Source organism: Pseudomonas sp. 300, assembly GCF_055803035.1.
In genome coordinates, this window is sequence record NZ_JAVLRV010000002.1 from 1,389,896 (window position 1) to 1,407,475 (window position 17,580).

The 17,580-nt window shown below is 57.7% G+C and carries 21 protein-coding genes; 9 read left to right on the forward strand and 12 right to left on the reverse strand.

The genetic code is table 11. The annotated features are described in order from the left end of the window. Positions 1 to 125 precede the first annotated feature (125 nt). Positions 126 to 1,109 carry an acrylyl-CoA reductase (NADPH) gene (acuI, locus tag Q7W83_RS13025; RefSeq protein WP_473656173.1) on the forward strand — a complete coding sequence of 328 codons (984 nt, stop codon included), beginning with the start codon at positions 126 to 128 and terminating at the stop codon, positions 1,107 to 1,109. A 67-nt stretch (positions 1,110 to 1,176) separates the two neighbouring features. Here acuI and ada read toward each other — a convergent pair whose 3' ends face one another. From ada to Q7W83_RS13050, 5 genes are all read right to left on the reverse strand, one after another. Further along, positions 1,177 to 2,247: a bifunctional DNA-binding transcriptional regulator/O6-methylguanine-DNA methyltransferase Ada gene (gene ada / locus Q7W83_RS13030; protein ID WP_150629867.1), complete on the reverse strand. Its 1,071-nt coding sequence runs from the start codon at positions 2,245 to 2,247 to the stop codon at positions 1,177 to 1,179. Positions 2,248 to 2,333: 86 nt separating this feature from the next. After that, positions 2,334 to 3,014, reverse strand: a complete 681-nt coding sequence (gene alkB, locus Q7W83_RS13035; RefSeq protein WP_150639042.1) for a DNA oxidative demethylase AlkB — start codon at positions 3,012 to 3,014, stop codon at positions 2,334 to 2,336. Further along, entirely contained in the window at positions 3,004 to 3,711 is a 708-nt protein-coding gene (locus tag Q7W83_RS13040; protein WP_473656174.1) for a 2OG-Fe(II) oxygenase, read from the reverse strand. The genes alkB and Q7W83_RS13040 overlap by 11 nt, the downstream gene beginning before the upstream one ends. A gap of 125 nt (positions 3,712 to 3,836) precedes the next feature. After that, positions 3,837 to 4,013 (reverse strand): hypothetical protein, encoded by a 177-nt coding sequence (locus Q7W83_RS13045; protein ID WP_191623635.1) that lies wholly within the window; start codon positions 4,011 to 4,013, stop codon positions 3,837 to 3,839. A 25-nt stretch (positions 4,014 to 4,038) separates the two neighbouring features. Continuing rightward, on the reverse strand, positions 4,039 to 4,341 hold the full coding sequence (locus Q7W83_RS13050) for a DUF1883 domain-containing protein (protein WP_150581206.1): 303 nt from the start codon (positions 4,339 to 4,341) through the stop codon (positions 4,039 to 4,041). 212 nt (positions 4,342 to 4,553) lie between these two features. Here Q7W83_RS13050 and Q7W83_RS13055 point away from each other — a divergent pair, with 212 nt between their 5' ends. Both Q7W83_RS13055 and Q7W83_RS13060 read left to right on the forward strand, forming a co-directional pair. Further along, on the forward strand, positions 4,554 to 4,913 hold the full coding sequence (locus Q7W83_RS13055) for a hypothetical protein (protein ID WP_150629860.1): 360 nt from the start codon (positions 4,554 to 4,556) through the stop codon (positions 4,911 to 4,913). Between the two features lie 72 nt (positions 4,914 to 4,985). After that, a complete protein-coding gene (locus Q7W83_RS13060) occupies positions 4,986 to 5,216 on the forward strand; it encodes a hypothetical protein (protein ID WP_150629858.1) in 231 nt (76 codons plus the stop codon). Positions 5,217 to 5,227: 11 nt separating this feature from the next. Here Q7W83_RS13060 and Q7W83_RS13065 read toward each other — a convergent pair whose 3' ends face one another. Beyond that, the gene (locus Q7W83_RS13065; protein WP_150629856.1) at positions 5,228 to 5,509 is read right to left on the reverse strand and encodes a hypothetical protein; all 282 of its coding nucleotides are present in this window, start codon (positions 5,507 to 5,509) and stop codon (positions 5,228 to 5,230) included. 143 nt (positions 5,510 to 5,652) lie between these two features. Beyond that, entirely contained in the window at positions 5,653 to 5,841 is a 189-nt protein-coding gene (locus Q7W83_RS13070; RefSeq protein WP_084323334.1) for a hypothetical protein, read from the reverse strand. A gap of 269 nt (positions 5,842 to 6,110) precedes the next feature. Here Q7W83_RS13070 and galU point away from each other — a divergent pair, with 269 nt between their 5' ends. Both galU and gorA read left to right on the forward strand, forming a co-directional pair. Continuing rightward, positions 6,111 to 6,950 (forward strand): UTP--glucose-1-phosphate uridylyltransferase GalU, encoded by an 840-nt coding sequence (gene galU / locus Q7W83_RS13075; protein ID WP_054050566.1) that lies wholly within the window; start codon positions 6,111 to 6,113, stop codon positions 6,948 to 6,950. 130 nt (positions 6,951 to 7,080) lie between these two features. Then, positions 7,081 to 8,439 carry a glutathione-disulfide reductase gene (gorA, locus tag Q7W83_RS13080; RefSeq protein ID WP_150639040.1) on the forward strand — a complete coding sequence of 453 codons (1,359 nt, stop codon included), beginning with the start codon at positions 7,081 to 7,083 and terminating at the stop codon, positions 8,437 to 8,439. On the opposite strand, the gene Q7W83_RS13085 is transcribed toward gorA, so the two are convergent. Next, entirely contained in the window at positions 8,436 to 9,446 is a 1,011-nt protein-coding gene (locus Q7W83_RS13085) for a DNA-binding protein (protein ID WP_473656175.1), read from the reverse strand. The two genes, gorA and Q7W83_RS13085, sit on opposite strands and share 4 nt — an antisense overlap. Before the next feature lie 177 nt (positions 9,447 to 9,623). Between Q7W83_RS13085 and Q7W83_RS13090 the strand changes: the two genes are divergently transcribed. From Q7W83_RS13090 to ahpF, 3 genes are all read left to right on the forward strand, one after another. After that, positions 9,624 to 10,562 (forward strand): site-specific integrase, encoded by a 939-nt coding sequence (locus tag Q7W83_RS13090; protein WP_150629850.1) that lies wholly within the window; start codon positions 9,624 to 9,626, stop codon positions 10,560 to 10,562. A gap of 138 nt (positions 10,563 to 10,700) precedes the next feature. Continuing rightward, entirely contained in the window at positions 10,701 to 11,264 is a 564-nt protein-coding gene (gene ahpC / locus Q7W83_RS13095; protein WP_008155117.1) for an alkyl hydroperoxide reductase subunit C, read from the forward strand. A 125-nt stretch (positions 11,265 to 11,389) separates the two neighbouring features. Then, positions 11,390 to 12,955: an alkyl hydroperoxide reductase subunit F gene (ahpF, locus tag Q7W83_RS13100; RefSeq protein ID WP_150629848.1), complete on the forward strand. Its 1,566-nt coding sequence runs from the start codon at positions 11,390 to 11,392 to the stop codon at positions 12,953 to 12,955. A 112-nt stretch (positions 12,956 to 13,067) separates the two neighbouring features. Here ahpF and gloA read toward each other — a convergent pair whose 3' ends face one another. Next, positions 13,068 to 13,589, reverse strand: a complete 522-nt coding sequence (gloA, locus tag Q7W83_RS13105) for a lactoylglutathione lyase (RefSeq protein WP_150639039.1) — start codon at positions 13,587 to 13,589, stop codon at positions 13,068 to 13,070. A 145-nt stretch (positions 13,590 to 13,734) separates the two neighbouring features. Here gloA and Q7W83_RS13110 point away from each other — a divergent pair, with 145 nt between their 5' ends. Further along, positions 13,735 to 14,259 carry a DUF4946 domain-containing protein gene (locus Q7W83_RS13110; RefSeq protein WP_150639038.1) on the forward strand — a complete coding sequence of 175 codons (525 nt, stop codon included), beginning with the start codon at positions 13,735 to 13,737 and terminating at the stop codon, positions 14,257 to 14,259. A 166-nt stretch (positions 14,260 to 14,425) separates the two neighbouring features. Here the strand turns inward: Q7W83_RS13110 and Q7W83_RS13115 are convergent, their stop codons facing one another. The 3 genes from Q7W83_RS13115 to Q7W83_RS13125 form a co-directional block, all read right to left on the reverse strand. Then, a complete protein-coding gene (locus Q7W83_RS13115; protein ID WP_150629842.1) occupies positions 14,426 to 14,791 on the reverse strand; it encodes a histone-like nucleoid-structuring protein, MvaT/MvaU family in 366 nt (121 codons plus the stop codon). Between the two features lie 232 nt (positions 14,792 to 15,023). Next, entirely contained in the window at positions 15,024 to 16,559 is a 1,536-nt protein-coding gene (locus Q7W83_RS13120) for an EAL domain-containing protein (RefSeq protein ID WP_150639037.1), read from the reverse strand. Positions 16,560 to 16,674: 115 nt separating this feature from the next. Further along, positions 16,675 to 17,547 (reverse strand): LysR family transcriptional regulator, encoded by an 873-nt coding sequence (locus Q7W83_RS13125; protein ID WP_150629838.1) that lies wholly within the window; start codon positions 17,545 to 17,547, stop codon positions 16,675 to 16,677. Between the last annotated feature and the right edge of the window lie 33 nt (positions 17,548 to 17,580).

Sequence of the window (17,580 nt, forward strand, 5' to 3'; positions counted from 1 at the left end):
ACCTGCGGCCAGGTCGGGCTCGTGGGTGCCTGCGATGCAGTATTGGCTTAAGGTCGAGTAGGGCAAAATGTTGCCGTGTGTTATTTCAACTGCACCACAACCCAGTGATTTAGTAGGAGATAGCAATGTTCCAAGGCATTTTGATCGACAAAGACGACAGCGGTTACCGGGCCACACTGCAAGAGATCAATGACGATCAACTGCCCGAGGGCGATGTGACCGTGCGTGTGGCGTACAGCACGCTGAACTTCAAGGACGGTCTGGCAATTACCGGCAGCAGCCCGGTGGTGCGAAAATTCCCCATGGTGCCGGGCATTGATCTGGCGGGGACTGTCGAAGTCAGTGGGCATCCGGACTACAAGGTCGGTGATCAAGTCGTACTCAATGGCTGGGGCGTAGGCGAAGGGCATTGGGGCGGGTTGGCACAGAAGGCGCGCCTGAATGGCGATGGGCTGATTCCGCTGCCTCGGGAGTTCACCGCCGCCCAGGCAATGGCGATCGGCACGGCCGGTTATACGGCGATGCTGAGCATCCTTGCGTTGGAACATAACGGTGTGACGCCTGAGCAGGGTGACGTATTGGTCACAGGCGCCAACGGCGGTGTAGGCAGTTTCGCCATCGCGCTGTTGAGCAAGCTCGGCTACCGGGTGGTCGCGTCCACTGGCCGCACCTCCGAACACGACTACCTTAAACAATTGGGTGCCAGCGACATCATCGATCGCGCGACGTTGTCCGAGCCGGGAAAACCGCTGGCCAAGGAGCGTTGGGCGGCCGTGATCGACTCGGTCGGCAGTCACACGCTGGCCAACGCCTGTGCCGGCACGAAAGCCAACGGCACTGTCGCGGCATGTGGCCTGGCACAGGGCATGGACTTTCCGGCCTCTGTCGCTCCGTTTATTTTGCGTGGTGTGACCCTGGCCGGAATCAACAGCGTGACCCAACCCAAAGCCAAGCGGGTATTGGCCTGGAACCGTCTGGCCAAGGATCTGGACTTTGCCTTGCTGCCGCTGATCAGCCACGAAATCGGTTTGAGTGAGGCGATCGATGCTGCACCGCGATTGCTCGCCGGTCAGTTACGTGGCCGTGTGGTGGTGGATGTAAATCGCTAACAGCGAAAATCGCAGCACTGCGCCAGCGCCTGCACAGTCTGCAGGCGCTGGCGCAGTGCTGCGATCTTTAGATCTCCAGGCCTTCACGCTCTAACAACTGCCGCTTGCGCTCCACCCCCCAACGATACCCGGACAAGTTGCCGTCACTGCGCACCACGCGGTGGCACGGGATCGCCACCGCCAGACTGTTCGCGCCGCAGGCCTGGGCCACGGCGCGTACCGCTTTCGGTGAGCCGATGCGTTGTGCGATATCGGCGTAACTGGCGGTGCTGCCCACAGGAATTTCCCTCAGGGCTTGCCAGACGCGCTCCTGAAACGCTGTGCCGCGTACATCCAGCGGCAAGTCCAGGCCGATGGCCGGCGCTTCGATAAACCCGACAACCTGGGCGATCAACTGCTCGAACCCGTGATCGGCACCGATCAGATTGGCCCGCCGAAATTTGTCCTGCAGGTCGCACACCAATTGGTGCGGATCATCGCCCAGCAGGATCGCGCACACCCCGCGTGCGCTTTGCGCCACCAGAATCGCCCCCAGGGAACACTCGCCGACGGCAAACCAAATGTCGTTGTTCTGGCCTTCGGCACGGTAGTCGCCGGGTTTCATCCCCAGCAACTGATCCGCTGCCTCATAAAATCGGCTGTTGGAATTGAAACCGGCGTCATACAGGGCATCGGTCACCGAGCCTCCATCGGTCAAGCGTTGGCGGACTTTGCGTGAGCGGTGGGCCGTGGCGTAGCCCTTGGGCGTCAACCCGGTAACGGCTTTAAACACGCGGTGAAAGTGGAAGCTGCTCAATCCCGCGACGCCGGCCAGTTCACTCAGTGCCGGCAGATGTTCTGCGGACTCGATCTGACGGCATGCGGCAGCCACCGTTGCGGCATGTTGCGCGGCGACGTCACTTTGATCCTTCGCCGCGCGTTTGCTCGGGCGGTAACCGGCCGCCCGGGCTTGCTCGGCCGTATCGAAGAATTCGACATTCTGCGGATTGGGCAAGCGCGCCAGACTACTGGGGTTGCAATAGATGCCAGTGGTCTTCACTGCATACACAAACTGCCCGTCTGCGCGAGGATCGCGCGCGACGACGGCGACCCAGCGCGGATCGTTTTCGGTGGCGATTTTTGTCGTTTGGCGTGTCATGGCTTCTTGTCCGTTGACCTGTTTGATTCAGCTTAATCAGGCGGCGGAGTCGTCACACTCCGGTGCTTGCGGTCAAATTCGAGGATTCATTCAGCGGTACGGAAAGTGAAGTTGATCCGTTGCTCGCCCATTCGCCGGTGCTGACCTTCCTTGATCGGCAAGACACCGTGATAACGCAAGCGGTCAACGCCGCCCCAGACCACGATATCGCCATGCAACAGTGGCACTCGCTGGCTTTTATCGCTGCGTTCAAACCCGCCGAACAGGAACATCGCCGGTAAGCCCAGGGATACCGAAACGATCGGCGCTGTGTAGTCCGCTTCATCCTTGTCTTGATGCAATGACATTTTGGCGCCGGGGACATAGCGGTTGATCAGGCAGGAATCGGGTACGAAATCAGCAAAACCGGCTTCGCGCGCTGCCGCTTGTGCAAGCGCAAAAAACACCGCGGGCATTACCGGCCAGGGAGCGTCGGTTTGCGGATCATTGCGCGTGTAGCGATAACCGCTGCGGTCGGTGGTCCAGCCCCAGGTACCGCAACTGCTCATGGCGGCCGACATGGTAAAGCCGCCGGGTGTGACCATTTGCCGAAGCGGTGCGGCGGTCAGAACGGCTTCCAGTTCCGGCAGCAGTTGATCCAGCCAGGGTAGGGCAAAGCCTCTCAGCACGCAGGATTGTTCGCCGATCTGCTCGCGCCGAGGTTGCTGCTCGGGCTCGGCGTCGGCAAACAGGTCAACAGTGGTCGGGCTCATGGGTTCATGACGCATCGTGGAAGATGATTCCAAGGGTATGCCGTTTTCCGCTGTGCAGGCGACTCACCCCGTGCCGCAAGGTGACCCGGTAGTAGCCGCGAACGCCTTTTACCGGCCGTTGGTTGACGGCAAAAATCAGTCCGTCACCTTTCTTCAGGCCCATCACTTGGGGGCGAGACTGCATCCGTGGACGTTGCTCGGTCAGTACAAACTCGCCACCGGTGAAATCTTCGCCGGGCTCTGACAGAAGAATCGCCACTTGCAACGGAAAGACGTGTTCACCGTACAGATCCTGATGCAGGCAGTTGTAGTCCTGTGGCCCATATTGCAGCAATAACGGCGTTGGGCGCTCCTGACCGGCGGCATGACAGCGCTCAAGGAACGCCTCGTGCCGTGGCGGAAAACGGATCGGCAAGTCCATCTGCTCGTGCCAGCGATTGGCAATCGGCACCAGTCGCGGGTAGAGCGTACTGCGCATTCGGCAGACGAGATCCGGTAGCGGGTAGCGGAAATACTTGTACTCGCCGCGGCCAAAGCCGTGACGGGCCATGATGACCTGCGAGCGGAAAGGCTCAGGGTTCGCATAAAGCGCGCTGATGTCGTCGCACTCTTCGACGCTCAGCAATGACCGGATGATGGCGCAGCCATCCTGATCGAGTTGCTGGTACAGGCCGTCCCAGTCGAGTGCAGCGAGCGTACGCTCGTTAAACATGTGCTGACTCCTTAACCCAGGGTTGAGGTGGCCAGTCTAGGGAGCGCTGCCGTCGTGAACACTCCGGCGCTTGCGGTCGAATTCAACGGACGGAGCAGACTTCCCGGTTGTCGCTCCGAATCCCGTTACAGCGCTTTGCTGACGCTGATGTCGCTGATGACGTCTTCGCTCTGGCCATGAAGGGCGTCCAGTGCGGCTTTGGCCTCTGCTTCGGTGCCGTTTTCAAGTTGGGCAAATTCGAAGCGGCGTTCGCCGTTGAGTTTGTATTTGATGACGTACTTGGTCGTTTGGGCCACGGTCATATCTGCCTGTGTTCGAGTCGGGGGCTTAGCTCAGTTTCGTGGTAGAGCGGCGGATGATCTTGATCGAGTGAGTCAGGGTCGGCTTGCGGGTCACACTGATTGGCCGACGGTTGACGGTGTCGATGGTGATGTTCCAGAAACCGGTGCTCGGTGCAGTAATGCGGGCCGGGAAGGTGTCGAACGCACCGCCATGATAAGTGTGACGGCCGCCATTCTTGAAGCTGCGAAAATTGGCGTCGTTCATCAAGCGGATGTTGCACGTTTGCGAGCATTGGATGACGACGATGTCGTCTTCGTTGAGGTGCTCGCGCTGGTGGATAAATTTCATGAGGCGCCTCCAGAAGGGCTTTTTCTACAAAATCAAAACGATAGCATGGACGATTGGCGCAGTTTATCAGCCCGAACAGGTTATTATCCGGTCGTCGGGCTCCGCTTTGACAATTAAAAACAGTTATTCGGAATTCTATGAGCGATAAAAGCAGGGGTCCTCGGAGAAAACCAGCATTTGTGCTGTCGGAGGGTCTTTATCGGAGGTTTTGTATGAAGTGGGGTGTGTTGGGCTTGCCGTTGGTGTTGGCGATGAGTGGTTGTGCGAGTGTCTCGGAAATCAACGAGACGCTGCCCACCATGAACGTTATTTCAGGCAAGAAGCCCCATGAGTACGCGCAATGCCTGGCCGAGAAACTGGCCAGCAGTCGCGGTGCCCTGCAGGTCGAGCCGCAAGAGAAAGAAGGTGTGCGGGTCATCGTGCCGCAAAAATTCTCCTCAGGCCCGGCCGCCGTATTCGATATCGAAGAACGCTCCAGTGGCAGCAGCATCAAGCTGCATGAGCGCATCTCAAATGTGCCGTTACGCCCCATGGATGTACGCAATGCCGCTACCGCGTGCATTTCCGGCTGATAGAATGGCGACAGTCAGCATCGATGCCGTCAAAGCAACGCTTTGGCGGCATTGTCATTTCTGGAGTCGAGCATGAAGCGAGAGCAGGTACGGGAGCGGCACGCAGAGGGTCAAATTTCTGCTACCCACGTGATTCAGAATCCGGCTGATCCGGGAGAATGGATCGTATTTTTCAAGAAAAGCGCCGGGCGCAGCTACTTTCTGGTGGACGATAACGATGAAGTCGAGTCCTTCAATCGTCTCGACGAGCTGATCGAGACCGTGCGCGGTCTCGGGATCAAATTCGCCGAAATTCACATGTAGGGCAGGGCGCCTTACTTGCAGACCACCACGACGCTGCGGTTTTTGTAGTTGCCTACGTCGACGCCGAGGGTCTTGTCGCTTTCCTTGGTCGAAGGCGTACCGTCGGTGCCGACGATTCGATAGCCGGTGCCGGCGCAGGAGGCATCGGCTTTTTCATAGCAGGTGGCCCAGGAATTGGCTTCGCCGGAGCAGTCGATTGACAGGCCTGTTTCGCCATTGTCCAGGTAAGTCTTCTCCGAAGTGGCACAGCCGCTCAGGGCCAGTATCGCAATCAAAGGCAAAAATCTATTCATGTCGTTGTCGTCGTCAGGATGATGGGGCTTAGCCTGTGACAGCGCCGTAATCAAAAGGTTATAGCGAAAGGCCACTTCGTTTCAGCCAATCACAAAAAAGCCCTGCGTTGCGGCAGGGCTGGGTCATGCCAATCGGCTTCAGATCAGGACTTGTCCTTGCCGCGACGTTTCGGGGCCGGGTGTTCGAGTTCCAGCACGGACGCCACTTCAATGGCCAACGCTTCGGTCGGGAATGGCCCGGCGATGTTTTCGCCGCCGACGCTGTCTACCCACCACTGGCCGTCTTTCGCCTGATTGATCAGGAACCCGTTGACACTTTTTGCTACCGACATCTATCTGCCTCGTTGGCTGGTTCAATTGCGCAATGATAACGCCAAACGCACGCAACGGGTGCTGATAGGCGTATGGTGGTTTCGTTTGATTCGCAGGCGCAGGTCGGAAACTCTGCTATCTATAAGAGGCAGCGCGACGTTCTGCGGAACTATCCGCGAGAATATTTCTCTATGATGGCATCGGTTAGCCAGTGCGGGGCATTGTAAGGTGCACGCCGCCTGATTAGACTGCGCCGAAACTCGTACACACAGCCCTTTCAAGGACTTTTATGATCAAGAAATGCTTGTTCCCAGCAGCCGGTTACGGTACTCGCTTCCTGCCAGCGACTAAAGCCATGCCCAAAGAAATGCTGCCGGTGGTAAACAAGCCACTGATCCAGTACGGCGTCGAAGAAGCACTGGATGCCGGTTTGACCGAAATCTCCATCGTCACCGGTCGTGGCAAGCGCGCCCTGGAAGACCACTTCGACATCAGCTACGAGCTGGAAAACCAGATCAAGGGCACCGACAAAGAGAAATACCTGGTCGGTATCCGCAAACTGCTCGACGAGTGCTCTTTCTCCTACACTCGCCAGACCGAAATGAAAGGCCTGGGTCATGCCATCCTGACCGGTCGTCCGCTGATCGGCGACGAACCGTTCGCCGTGGTGCTGGCGGATGACTTGTGCGTCAACCTCGACGGTGACGGCGTACTGACGCAGATGGTCAAGCTGTACAAACAGTACCGCTGCTCGATCATTGCGATCCAGGAAGTCGATCCGCTGGAAACCAACAAGTATGGCGTGATTGCCGGTGACCTGATTGGTGATGATCTGTACCGTGTTCGCAACATGGTCGAGAAACCAGCCCCGGAAGACGCACCGTCGAACCTGGCAATCATCGGTCGTTACATCCTGACGCCGGACATCTTCGACCTGATCAAGCAAACCGAGCCAGGCAAGGGCGGCGAGATCCAGATCACCGACGCCTTGATGAAGCAGGCGCAAAACGGTTGCGTCATTGCCTACAAATTCAAAGGCAAGCGTTTCGACTGCGGTGGCGCTGAAGGCTACATCGAAGCGACCAACTTCTGCTTCGAAAACTTCTACAAGACGGGCAAGGCTTACTGATAGCGTTTGAGCTGCTTGTACTGAAAAGCCACCTTCGGGTGGCTTTTTTATTTTCCGGCCCCATATCGTTTGCAGCGCTTGCTCAACGGACGTCTGCGGGTATGCTGTTTGCCTGCCGAGGAGATTGAAAATGGCCTACGATTTTGACCTTTATGTGATTGGCGCCGGTTCCGGCGGTGTGCGAGCGGCGCGTTTTGCGGCCGGGTTTGGTGCGAAAGTGGCTGTGGCCGAAAGCCGCTACCTGGGTGGTACGTGCGTGAACGTCGGCTGCGTGCCGAAGAAGTTGTTGGTCTACGGCGCGCACTTCGCTGAAGACTTCGAGCAATCTTCGGGCTTTGGCTGGACCCCGGGCGAGGCGAAGTTCGATTGGGCGACGCTGATTGCCAACAAGGATCGCGAGATCAATCGCCTGAATGGCATCTATCGCAACCTGCTGGTCAACAGTGGCGTGACCTTGCATGAAGGCCACGCCAAAATCGTCGACCCCAACACCGTCGAGATCAATGGCGAACGCTTCACCGCCAAGAACATCCTGATTGCTACCGGCGGCTGGCCGCAGATCCCGGAGATTCCGGGGCACGAGCATGCGATCAGCTCCAATCAAGCGTTCTTCCTGAAAGAGCTGCCCAAGCGTGTTCTGGTGGTCGGGGGTGGTTACATTGCCGTCGAGTTCGCCGGGATTTTCCATGGCCTGGGCGCCGAAACCACGTTGCTGTATCGCGGTGACTTGTTCCTGCGCGGTTTCGATGGAGCGGTGCGCAAGCACTTGCAGGAAGAGTTGACCAAGCGTGGCATGGACTTGCAATTCAATGCCGACATCGAGCGCATTGAAAAACTCGCCGACGGCAGCCTGAAAGCAACGCTCAAGGACGGTCGTCAGCTGGAAGCCGATTGCGTGTTCTACGCCACCGGACGGCGTCCGATGCTGGATAACCTCGGTCTGGAAAACACCGGGGTCAAACTCGACAAGAAAGGCTTCGTCGAGGTCGATGAGCAATACCAGACCGCCGAGCCATCGATCCTCGCGCTGGGCGATGTGATCGGCCGGGTTCAGCTCACCCCGGTCGCGCTGGCGGAGGGCATGGCCATTGCGCGTCGCTTGTTCAAGCCTGAGCAGTATCGCCCGGTGGATTACAAGATGATCCCGACCGCGGTGTTCAGCTTGCCGAACATCGGCACTGTCGGCCTTACGGAGGAGGAAGCTCGCGAGGCCGGTCATGACGTGGTGATCTTCGAAAGCCGTTTCCGCCCGATGAAGCTGACCCTGACCGAGTGTCAGGAGCGCACGCTGATGAAGCTCGTGGTGGATGGCAAAACCGACAAGGTTCTGGGTTGCCACATGGTCGGGCCGGATGCCGGCGAGATCGTGCAAGGTCTGGCGATTGCCTTGAAGGCGGGCGCTACCAAACGCGACTTCGACGAAACCATCGGCGTGCACCCGACAGCTGCCGAAGAGTTCGTCACCATGCGTACGCCGGTCGCGGGTTAATCGGCCTTGGCGGCGTCTGGCGCTGTCGCAATGACTGCTGCCAGGCGCACGCTTTCATCGAGGCTCGCCTGAGTCTTCAGTAGTTCGATTTCCAGCGCCTTGTTTATCTGCGACTGCTCATCGACGTTCTGCTTCAGCGACTGGCTCTCCAGCAGCGCTGCGCGCAAGCGTTCCTGGAGGAGTGTGCGTTCGCTGTCGATTCGATTGACCTGTCCCAGCAGTTGATCCTGACGGCTATGGGTGTGCTTGAGCTGTTCCTGCAGCAAGCTCAACTCGCGTAACGTGCCGCGGTTTTCGGTGAGCAGGCGCTCGTTGTCGCGGTGCAACTGAGTGATTTCGTCCTGGCGCACCAGGGCGCTTTGCTGAGCCTGGCGCAACTCCATCTGAATCTGCTGCACCTGACCTTCGTGGCGGCTTTGGTCCTGCTCGCGCTGCTCTTTGACGGCGTTGCGGTAGTGTTCCAATGCGTCACGAGCATGCAGGTGTTTTTCTTCGAGGGAGTGGATCTGCTCGTCCTTGTCCTGCAAGCGCAACTCAAAATCGGCTAGCGCCTGGTTCATTCCGGCGTTGCGGGTTTGCTCGGTCTGCAGCATTGAGAGGGTGTTTTGCAGGGTGTCGGATTCCTGCGTCAGCGCCAGGGTTTGAATCTCGTACTGCTGCTGCAATTCGCTGTTGGCTTCCTGGGCTTTCGTCAGCTGGCTTTCCAGGTCTTTTCGTTGCTGTTCGAACTGCGCGCGTGCCTGATCGATGGGTTCTTGCGCCTGCTCTTTGAGGCGCTGAGCCAAGCGTGAAACCAGACCTGCCAACTCGTCATCGATGGGCTCGGAGGAGGGGGCGGCGGTTTCAGCGCCGTCATCCAGCTCCTTCAGATAGCGGTGGATGGTGGTTTTCGAGCCGGTATTGCCCATCTCGATCCGCACTGCGTCGATGCTGGGGTTTTCACCGCGAGCCAGAATTGCCAAGCGTGCCGCTTGCACCACTGCTTTGTTTACACCGCCGCGTGCCATGAACTCTCCTACGATTTCGTACTGTGGTACATACCACTAAAGTACATAATGTACCACGCTAGCAATTAACTTTAAATACGTGAAGTATTCATGCGGGATATACTGGTATTACCCCGTGTGATGCACGCTGGCGCGGCTTTTCAGCCCAGAAAAAGTACGACTTCGAGAAGTAAGCCCATGAGCGATCTGGATCGTTACCTACAAGCCGCAACGCGCGACAACACTCGTCGCAGCTATCGCGCGGCCATCGAGCATTTCGAAGTCGGTTGGGGCGGGTTTCTGCCGGCCACTGCCGACAGCGTTGCGCGCTACCTGGTGGCGTATGCGGGTGAGTTATCGATCAATACGTTGAAGCTGCGGTTGTCGGCGCTGGCGCAGTGGCATAACAGCCAAGGGTTTGCCGATCCGACCAAGGCACCTGTCGTGCGCAAAGTCTTCAAAGGCATTCGCGCACTGCACCCGGCGCAGGAAAAGCAAGCCGAGCCATTGCAGCTTCAGCATCTGGAACAAGTGGTGGCCTGGCTTGAACAGGAAGCGCTCACCGCGAAATCAGAAAACGACCGACCGGCGCTGCTGCGGGCACGACGTGACACGGCGTTGATCCTGCTGGGCTTCTGGCGCGGTTTCCGTAGCGACGAGTTGTGCCGCGTACAGATTGAGCACGTTCAGGCCAGCGCCGGTTCAGGCATCACCTTGTTCCTGCCACGTAGCAAGAGCGACCGCGACAACCTGGGCAAGACCTACCAGACACCGGCATTGCAGCGATTGTGTCCGGTACAGGCATACATCGCCTGGCTGACCGAAGCGGCATTGGTACGCGGGCCGGTGTTCCGTGGTATTGACCGCTGGGGCAATCTGGGTGAAGAGGGCTTGCACGCCAATAGCGTCATCCCGTTATTGCGCCAGGCACTGGAGCGCGCCGGCATTCCGGCCGAGCACTACACCAGCCATTCGTTGCGACGCGGTTTTGCCACGTGGGCCCATCAAAGCGGTTGGGATTTGAAGTCGTTGATGGGTTACGTCGGCTGGAAGGATATGAAGTCGGCCATGCGTTACGTGGAAGCCAGCCCTTTTCTGGGGATGGCGCGGATTTCGGAAAAGCCGCTGGCGCCCTAGATACCGTTTCCTTCTATTAATACTGCCTGCTAATAGCGAAAACCAATCAGTAGCATGAGGTTTGCCAATGAGCCATCCGTCCGTCGAGTGGGTAGAGTTCACTCCATCAACTTCTTAACCCCTGACGGAGAGTCAACGATGCCTATCATCAACAGCCAAGTTAAACCGTTCAAAGCTACCGCTTACAAAAATGGCGACTTCGTACAAGTGTCGGACGCTGACCTGAAAGGCAAGTGGTCTGTCGTGTTCTTCTACCCAGCCGACTTCACCTTCGTTTGCCCGACCGAACTGGAAGACCTGGCTGACAACTACGACGCGTTCCAGAAACTGGGCGTCGAAATCTACAGCGTTTCCACTGACACCCACTTTGCTCACGCTGCCTGGCACAACACTTCGCCAGCCATCGGCAAAATCCAGTACACCATGATCGGCGACCCGACCCACGCTATCTCCCGCAACTTCGACGTGCTGATCGAAGAAGCCGGTCTGGCTGACCGTGGCACCTTCGTGATCAACCCGGAAGGCCAGATCAAAATCGTTGAACTGAACGATGGCGGCGTTGGCCGTGACGCTTCCGAGCTGCTGCGCAAAATCAAGGCTGCTCAGTACGTCGCTGCTCACCCAGGCCAGGTTTGCCCAGCCAAGTGGAAAGAAGGCGAGGCCACTCTGGCTCCGTCCCTCGACTTGGTCGGCAAGATCTAAGTCTGTGAAAGCATCATCAGGGCGGGTTTCCGCACCTAAGTAAGCTGCAACCGCCCAATAGAAAAGCCCGGGCGAGATTCGCTCGGGCTTTTTTTCGCCTCAAGAAAATCAAGGAAATCGCCCGTATGTTGGACGCCAATCTTAAAGCCCAGTTGAAATCGTACCTGGAACGGGTCACCCAGCCGATCGAGATCGTTGCATCCCTCGACGACGGTGCGAAATCCCAGGAAATGCTCGAACTGCTGAAAGACGTTGCCAGTCTTTCCAGTCAGATTACCCTGCTCGATAACGGTGACGACGCACGCAAGCCATCGTTCTCGATCAACCGCCCGGGTGCCGACATCAGCCTGCGTTTCGCCGGCATCCCGATGGGCCACGAATTCACCTCGCTGGTGCTGGCCTTGCTGCAAGTCGGCGGCCACCCCTCGAAAGCCAGCGCGGAAGTGATCGAACAGATCCGTTCGCTCAAAGGTCAGTTCAGCTTCGAGACTTATTTCTCGCTGTCCTGCCAGAACTGCCCGGACGTCGTTCAGGCGCTGAATCTGATGGCCGTGCTCAACCCGAACATCCGCCATGTCGCCATCGACGGCGCGTTGTTCCAGGCCGAAGTCGATGATCGCAAGATCATGGCCGTGCCAAGCATTTACCTGAATGGCGAGATTTTCGGCCAGGGCCGCATGGGCCTGGAAGAAATCCTCGCCAAGATCGACACCAGCGGCGCTGAACGCCAGGCCGAGAAAATCAGCGCCAAAGAAGCCTTTGACGTATTGGTTGTCGGTGGTGGTCCGGCCGGTGCTTCGGCGGCGATCTACGCGGCCCGTAAAGGCATTCGCACCGGTGTGGCGGCTGAACGTTTTGGTGGGCAGGTGCTGGACACCATGGCCATCGAGAACTTCATCTCCGTGCAGGAGACCGAAGGGCCGAAGCTGGCCAGCGCACTCGAAGAACACGTCAAGCAATACGACGTGGATATCATGAACCTGCAACGGGCCACCGCGCTGATCCCGGCGAAGAATCCCGGCGAGTTGCACGAGGTTCGCTTCGACAGTGGCGCCACCCTAAAGACCAAAGCGCTGATCCTCGCAACGGGTGCGCGGTGGCGTGAAATGGGTGTGCCGGGCGAGCAGGAATACAAAGCCAAAGGCGTGTGTTTCTGCCCGCACTGTGACGGCCCGCTGTTCAAAGGCAAGCGCGTAGCGGTAATCGGCGGGGGTAACTCCGGCGTTGAAGCGGCGATCGATCTGGCCGGTATTGTCAGTCACGTCACGCTGCTGGAATTTGATAGCAAGCTGCGCGCCGATGCAGTGCTGCAACGCAAGTTGTTCAGCCTGCCCAACGTCGATGTCATCACCAGCGCACTGACCAGTGAAGTGAAGGGCGACGGCCAGAAGGTGACCGGTCTTGTCTATAAGGATCGCGATTCGGGAGAGTTCAACACGGTGAACCTTGAAGGTATCTTCGTGCAGATCGGTCTGCTGCCGAACACCGACTGGCTAAAAGGCACCATCGAGTTGTCGCCGCGTGGCGAGATTATTGTCGATGCGCGTGGTGAAACTTCGATGCCGGGCGTGTTCGCTGCCGGTGACGTGACGACTGTGCCGTACAAGCAGATCGTGATTGCGGTAGGCGAGGGCGCCAAGGCTTCCCTGAGTGCCTTCGATCACCTGATCCGGACCTCGGCCCCGGCCTGATTTCACCAACGCTGAAACACAAAACCCCATGAGTGATCATGGGGTTTTTTTGTATGCGCAGCAGATCTCTGTAGGAGCCGGCTTGCTGGCTCCTACAGGACGATGTTGTGTTTCAGAGCGGGGCTGGCTGAATGATCTCGACCCAGTAAGCATCCGGGTCCTTGATGAACGCCAGGCTCTTCATGCGGCCGTCGTTCAGGCGCTTCTGGAAATCGCAGCCCAGCGCTTCGAAGCGTTCGCACGCAGCGACGATGTCGGGCACCGAGATGCAGATGTGGCCGAAACCGCGCGGGTCGGTGTTGCCGTTGTGGTAAGCGAAATCCGCATCGTTTTCGGTGCCGTGGTTGTGGGTCAGCTCGAGAATGCCGGGGATCGATTTCATCCATTCGGTGCGGGCGGCGGCATCGGCCGGGATCTGGTTTTTATCGACCAGCGCCAGGAAATACAGGCTGAACTCGGCTTCCGGGAAGTCGCGTTTTTCCACCAGCGAGAAACCCAGGACCCGCGTGTAGAAATCCAGGGACTTGGTGATGTCCTTGACCCGCAGCATCGTGTGGTTGAAGACGAAGTTCTGCGTCGCGGTGTCAGGTTGGGCGGTGACGCCTGGGAAGGTGTTCAATTCGTGCAGGCTCATGGGCCCTCCGGAAAATAAGTGGGGCTAACGAATGGCGCCAATGATACGCAAGGGCGCAGGCATCACCAAACCCGAACTGCCAGCTATTGCCTGACAGACGGGCGAGGCTCAGACTTTATCGCTCAATCCGTGAGTGTTCATTGCAATGATCCGATCCTGTAAAACGCTGTTCGTTCTGATTTTCTGGCTGTCAGGTGTTGCAGGTGCTCATGCTGATGCGCCGGTCGTGACCTGGCCGGATGGTTGGGTCGTTGAATCGACCCCGCCAGATCAGGCCGCGCCTCAGGTGTCCCGGCAGCGCGCGGTGAAAAACGATCAAGGCGGTGCACCGTTGATGGTCATGGAGTTGACCATGACGCCAGTGGAAAGCGGTCATCAGGTCAATTTGCAAGGCGTGTTGCTGGAGATGCGCAAGGCCGTGCAGAAGGACTTCTTTCAGGGCGGCTATCAAAGCGTGTGCAACAAAATCCATCCGGCAACGTTGAGCCGCTTGGCGGCACTGGAAACGACCTGCACGATTACGCAGAACGGGCGGCATGTGCTCTCGCAAACATTGGTCGCGGCGGTGGATGCCGATAAGGCTTATGTTCTTTCGTACGCAGGGCAGGCGGAGGCTTATAAGGCTAGTCAGGAGGAAATAGAGCGTGCTCGCAACAGCTTGAAACTTTAATTGACGCCAAAAATCTCCAGCTCGGCCCGTAATCTTTAGATACCTAAACGGATTAAGCACAAAGTTACTTGGCAAGTAGCGAGTGGATCGATTCAAATCGTTGCATTTAGAGGGTATCCATGAAAAAGCCCTGCAATTGCAGGGCTTTTTTTGTCACCGCGAGTGATTAGCCGCGCAGCCAGGAGTCAACGGTGGAAGCGCCGTATTGTTCCTTCCAGGCTTTCAGGCCGCGGTGATTGCCGCCCTTGGTTTCAATCAGTTCGCCGGTGTGCGGATTCTGATAAACCTTGACCACGCGAGCGCGGCGGGTTTTAGGCGCGGCGCTCTGTTGCAGGCCGGATTTTGCCGGGTTCGGATCGAGAATGGCGATGATGTCGCGCAGGCTCTTGCCGTAGGTTTTCATCAGCCCCTGGAGCTTTTCTTCGAATTCGATTTCTTTCTTGAGCCCGGCATCGTTCTTCAGGGATTCCAGCTGCTTGAGCTGCTCTTGAAGGGCCTTTTCAGCTGCACGAAATTCAGCGAGTCTGGACAATATCTTTACTCCAATAGTGTGTTTGGCTGATACCAACCGCAAACAAAGCTATAAGCCAGGAGCCTTGTAGCGACTCGGTGATAATGGCTCACCTGCTAATTCAGCGCAGGCACGAAAAATTGTAGTAGTTAATGGGCAAAGAGTAAATCCTGACTTTTTCTTCATGTAACGAGAGTAGTCTTTTGATTCAATTTGGTGCGCAGCCCTGTTGCCCGTCGCTTAATGCCGTAAGTTAATGGTGACTTAATGCATTAATGAAGTCTGCACCGGACATCGGCCGACCGAACAGATAGCCTTGCAGAAAGTTCACGCCATGGGCGGTGAGGTAATCACTTTGCTCTTCGGTTTCCACGCCTTCGGCGACAATGCCCAGATCGAGCTTGGCCGAGAGCTCGATGATGGTATCCAGAATATGCCGGGAGAGGGCGTCCGCGCCGATCATGGCGACAAAGCTCTGGTCGATTTTCAGGAAGTCGACATTGAACTGGCGCAGATAACCCAAGCTTGAATGACCGGTGCCGAAGTCGTCGATGGCGATCATCACGCCGAGCTCATGAAGTTGCTCGAACAGCTGAAGCGTGATGGCGGTGGGTTCGATGAGCTCTCGCTCAGTGAGTTCCAGCACCAGGCTGATGGCGCCGGGCGCGAAGGCGGCGAGGAACTCTCGGCAATCGGCGACCAGTTCAAGGTCCTTGCAGTGGCTGGCGGTGATGTTGATGCCGACGTGAAATGGCGCATCGAATGTCGCCGAATGCGGCGCCAGGAGGGCGGCGGTTTGCTGCATCAACGAGCGGGTCATCGGCACGATCAACCCGGAGTGTTCGGCAAACGGGATGAACAGATCCGGACGTACCAGGCCTTCCTTGGGATGGTTCCAGCGCATCAGGACTTCGGCGCCCGACCACTTTTTGCTGTCGCCATGAACCACGGGTTGAAAATACGGAACGAATTCCGCCGCTTCCAGGGCTCGTTGCATTTCATGACTGGGCGACGACGAGCGCTTCTGCAAAACATGGCCGATGAAGCCGGAAACCACGCCGAAAAAGATCAGCAGACTGAACAGTGAAGGATATTCGCTACTCATGTAACGCCAGGTTTCTCCTTCGGGGAAACCGGCCTCCACGCTAAACGCATAACGTGAGGACGTCAGCGTGCTCTGCGCGACGGGTAAAGCGGGCAGGGGGGCGTTGTGGAACTGACCGTCAGCGGACAACCTACTGGAGCCGACTTGCAGTAACAGCACCGTCTTGCCACCGATCATGCGCAACACGTTACTCAGGTGATAACCGTCCAGGGTGCTTAACGCTCCCTGTTTTCCTTCACCCAGCCGATACACCAGTAAGGCGGTATCGGGGGTGACCAGATTGCCTTTCATCAGCAACAACTGTCCTTGGGTGTAATCCCCGGCATCGATTTTTTCGTGATAATCCCCAAACAGCGAACTGCAATAAATCGTGTTGTCCCACACCAGATTGGTCGAGCGCACGAATGGGCGGCGAGTCACTTGCTCGCGTAACGCCAGGTTGACGTCGATGCAACTTTGCCCGGCCAGCGGTAGCAACTCGCGTGCGGCCTGGGCGGTGTTGTCGAGCATCAACTCGAACTGGCGAACAGCTTCTTCGGCCGTCTGCTCGGTACTGTGCTTGAGCGCGCGTTCCGCCTGCATATAAAGAATGGCGAACCCCAGTAACATCGGGAGCAAACCACTCAATACAGTGACAACAATCCGCTTGCCGCGTTGGCGGCGGGTTTTTACAGTCAGGGGCATTTGCGAAACCTGTAGCGATGAAATAGGGCTCTCAAATGCAGGCAGGACAACGGCAAGCCTCCCCAAAAGAGTTCGGTCAGAAGCCATGATAGTTGGGCTTTGTAGCTTATGCCGCTCATCGGTAGGCCAAATTTGCGGCCAGTTTGATAAAGGCCAGTGCCGCTGGTGAACTCTGGCGTTGATCGAGTACGGCCAGACCGACCTGGCGTGCGATCGCCGGCGACAGAGGTTTTTTCAGGTAACGGTCGTCGTGATACGCGGGCAACGAGCCTTCGGCGACCACGGTCAAGGCATCGCCCCGGCCAACGGTATCCAGTGTGCTGAGTAGCTGCGAGCAGCGATAACGGATGTTGGGCGTCAACCGCGCGGCACTGAACAGGCGGGAAACCAGCTCCGAAGAGCCGGCTTCGGTCAGCACGAAAGGGTCGTGACACAAATCGCTCAGGGTCAGGCTGGCGCGAGCCGCCAGCGGATGATTGGCGGGCAGCAAAGCGACCATCTGGTCTTCAAACAGCGCAACGGTATCGAAGCGTTCTTCAGGCAACACCACGAAGCCGATGTCGATGCGCCGCTCTTCCAGCCACTGGATCACCTGCCGGTCGGGGCCTTCATCAATGTGCACCTCGATGCCGGGGTGAGCGGCGCGGTAGTGCTGCAGGATCGTCGGCAACAACTTGATCGACGAGGTCGGGCCGAACGAGCCGATGCGCAATGTGCCGCGTTTCATGCCCCGAGCATCTGCCGCTTCCTGGCGCAAAGTGTTGGCCAACCCGAGCATTGCCCGGGCGCGCAGTAACAGCTGTTGGCCGATGTCGCTGAGTTCGACCTGAGACTGATGCCGGCGTAGCAGCTCGACGCCCAATTCCTGTTCCAGCGACTTGAGGGCGTGGGACACCGCGGATTGAGAAATACCCAGACGATTGGCCGCCGCCGTAAAGCCGTGCAGCTCGGCGACGAGCGAGAAGATCTCCAGTTGAGTAAGGGTCATGAGTTTTTACTCATTTTACGATGATCAAGTATT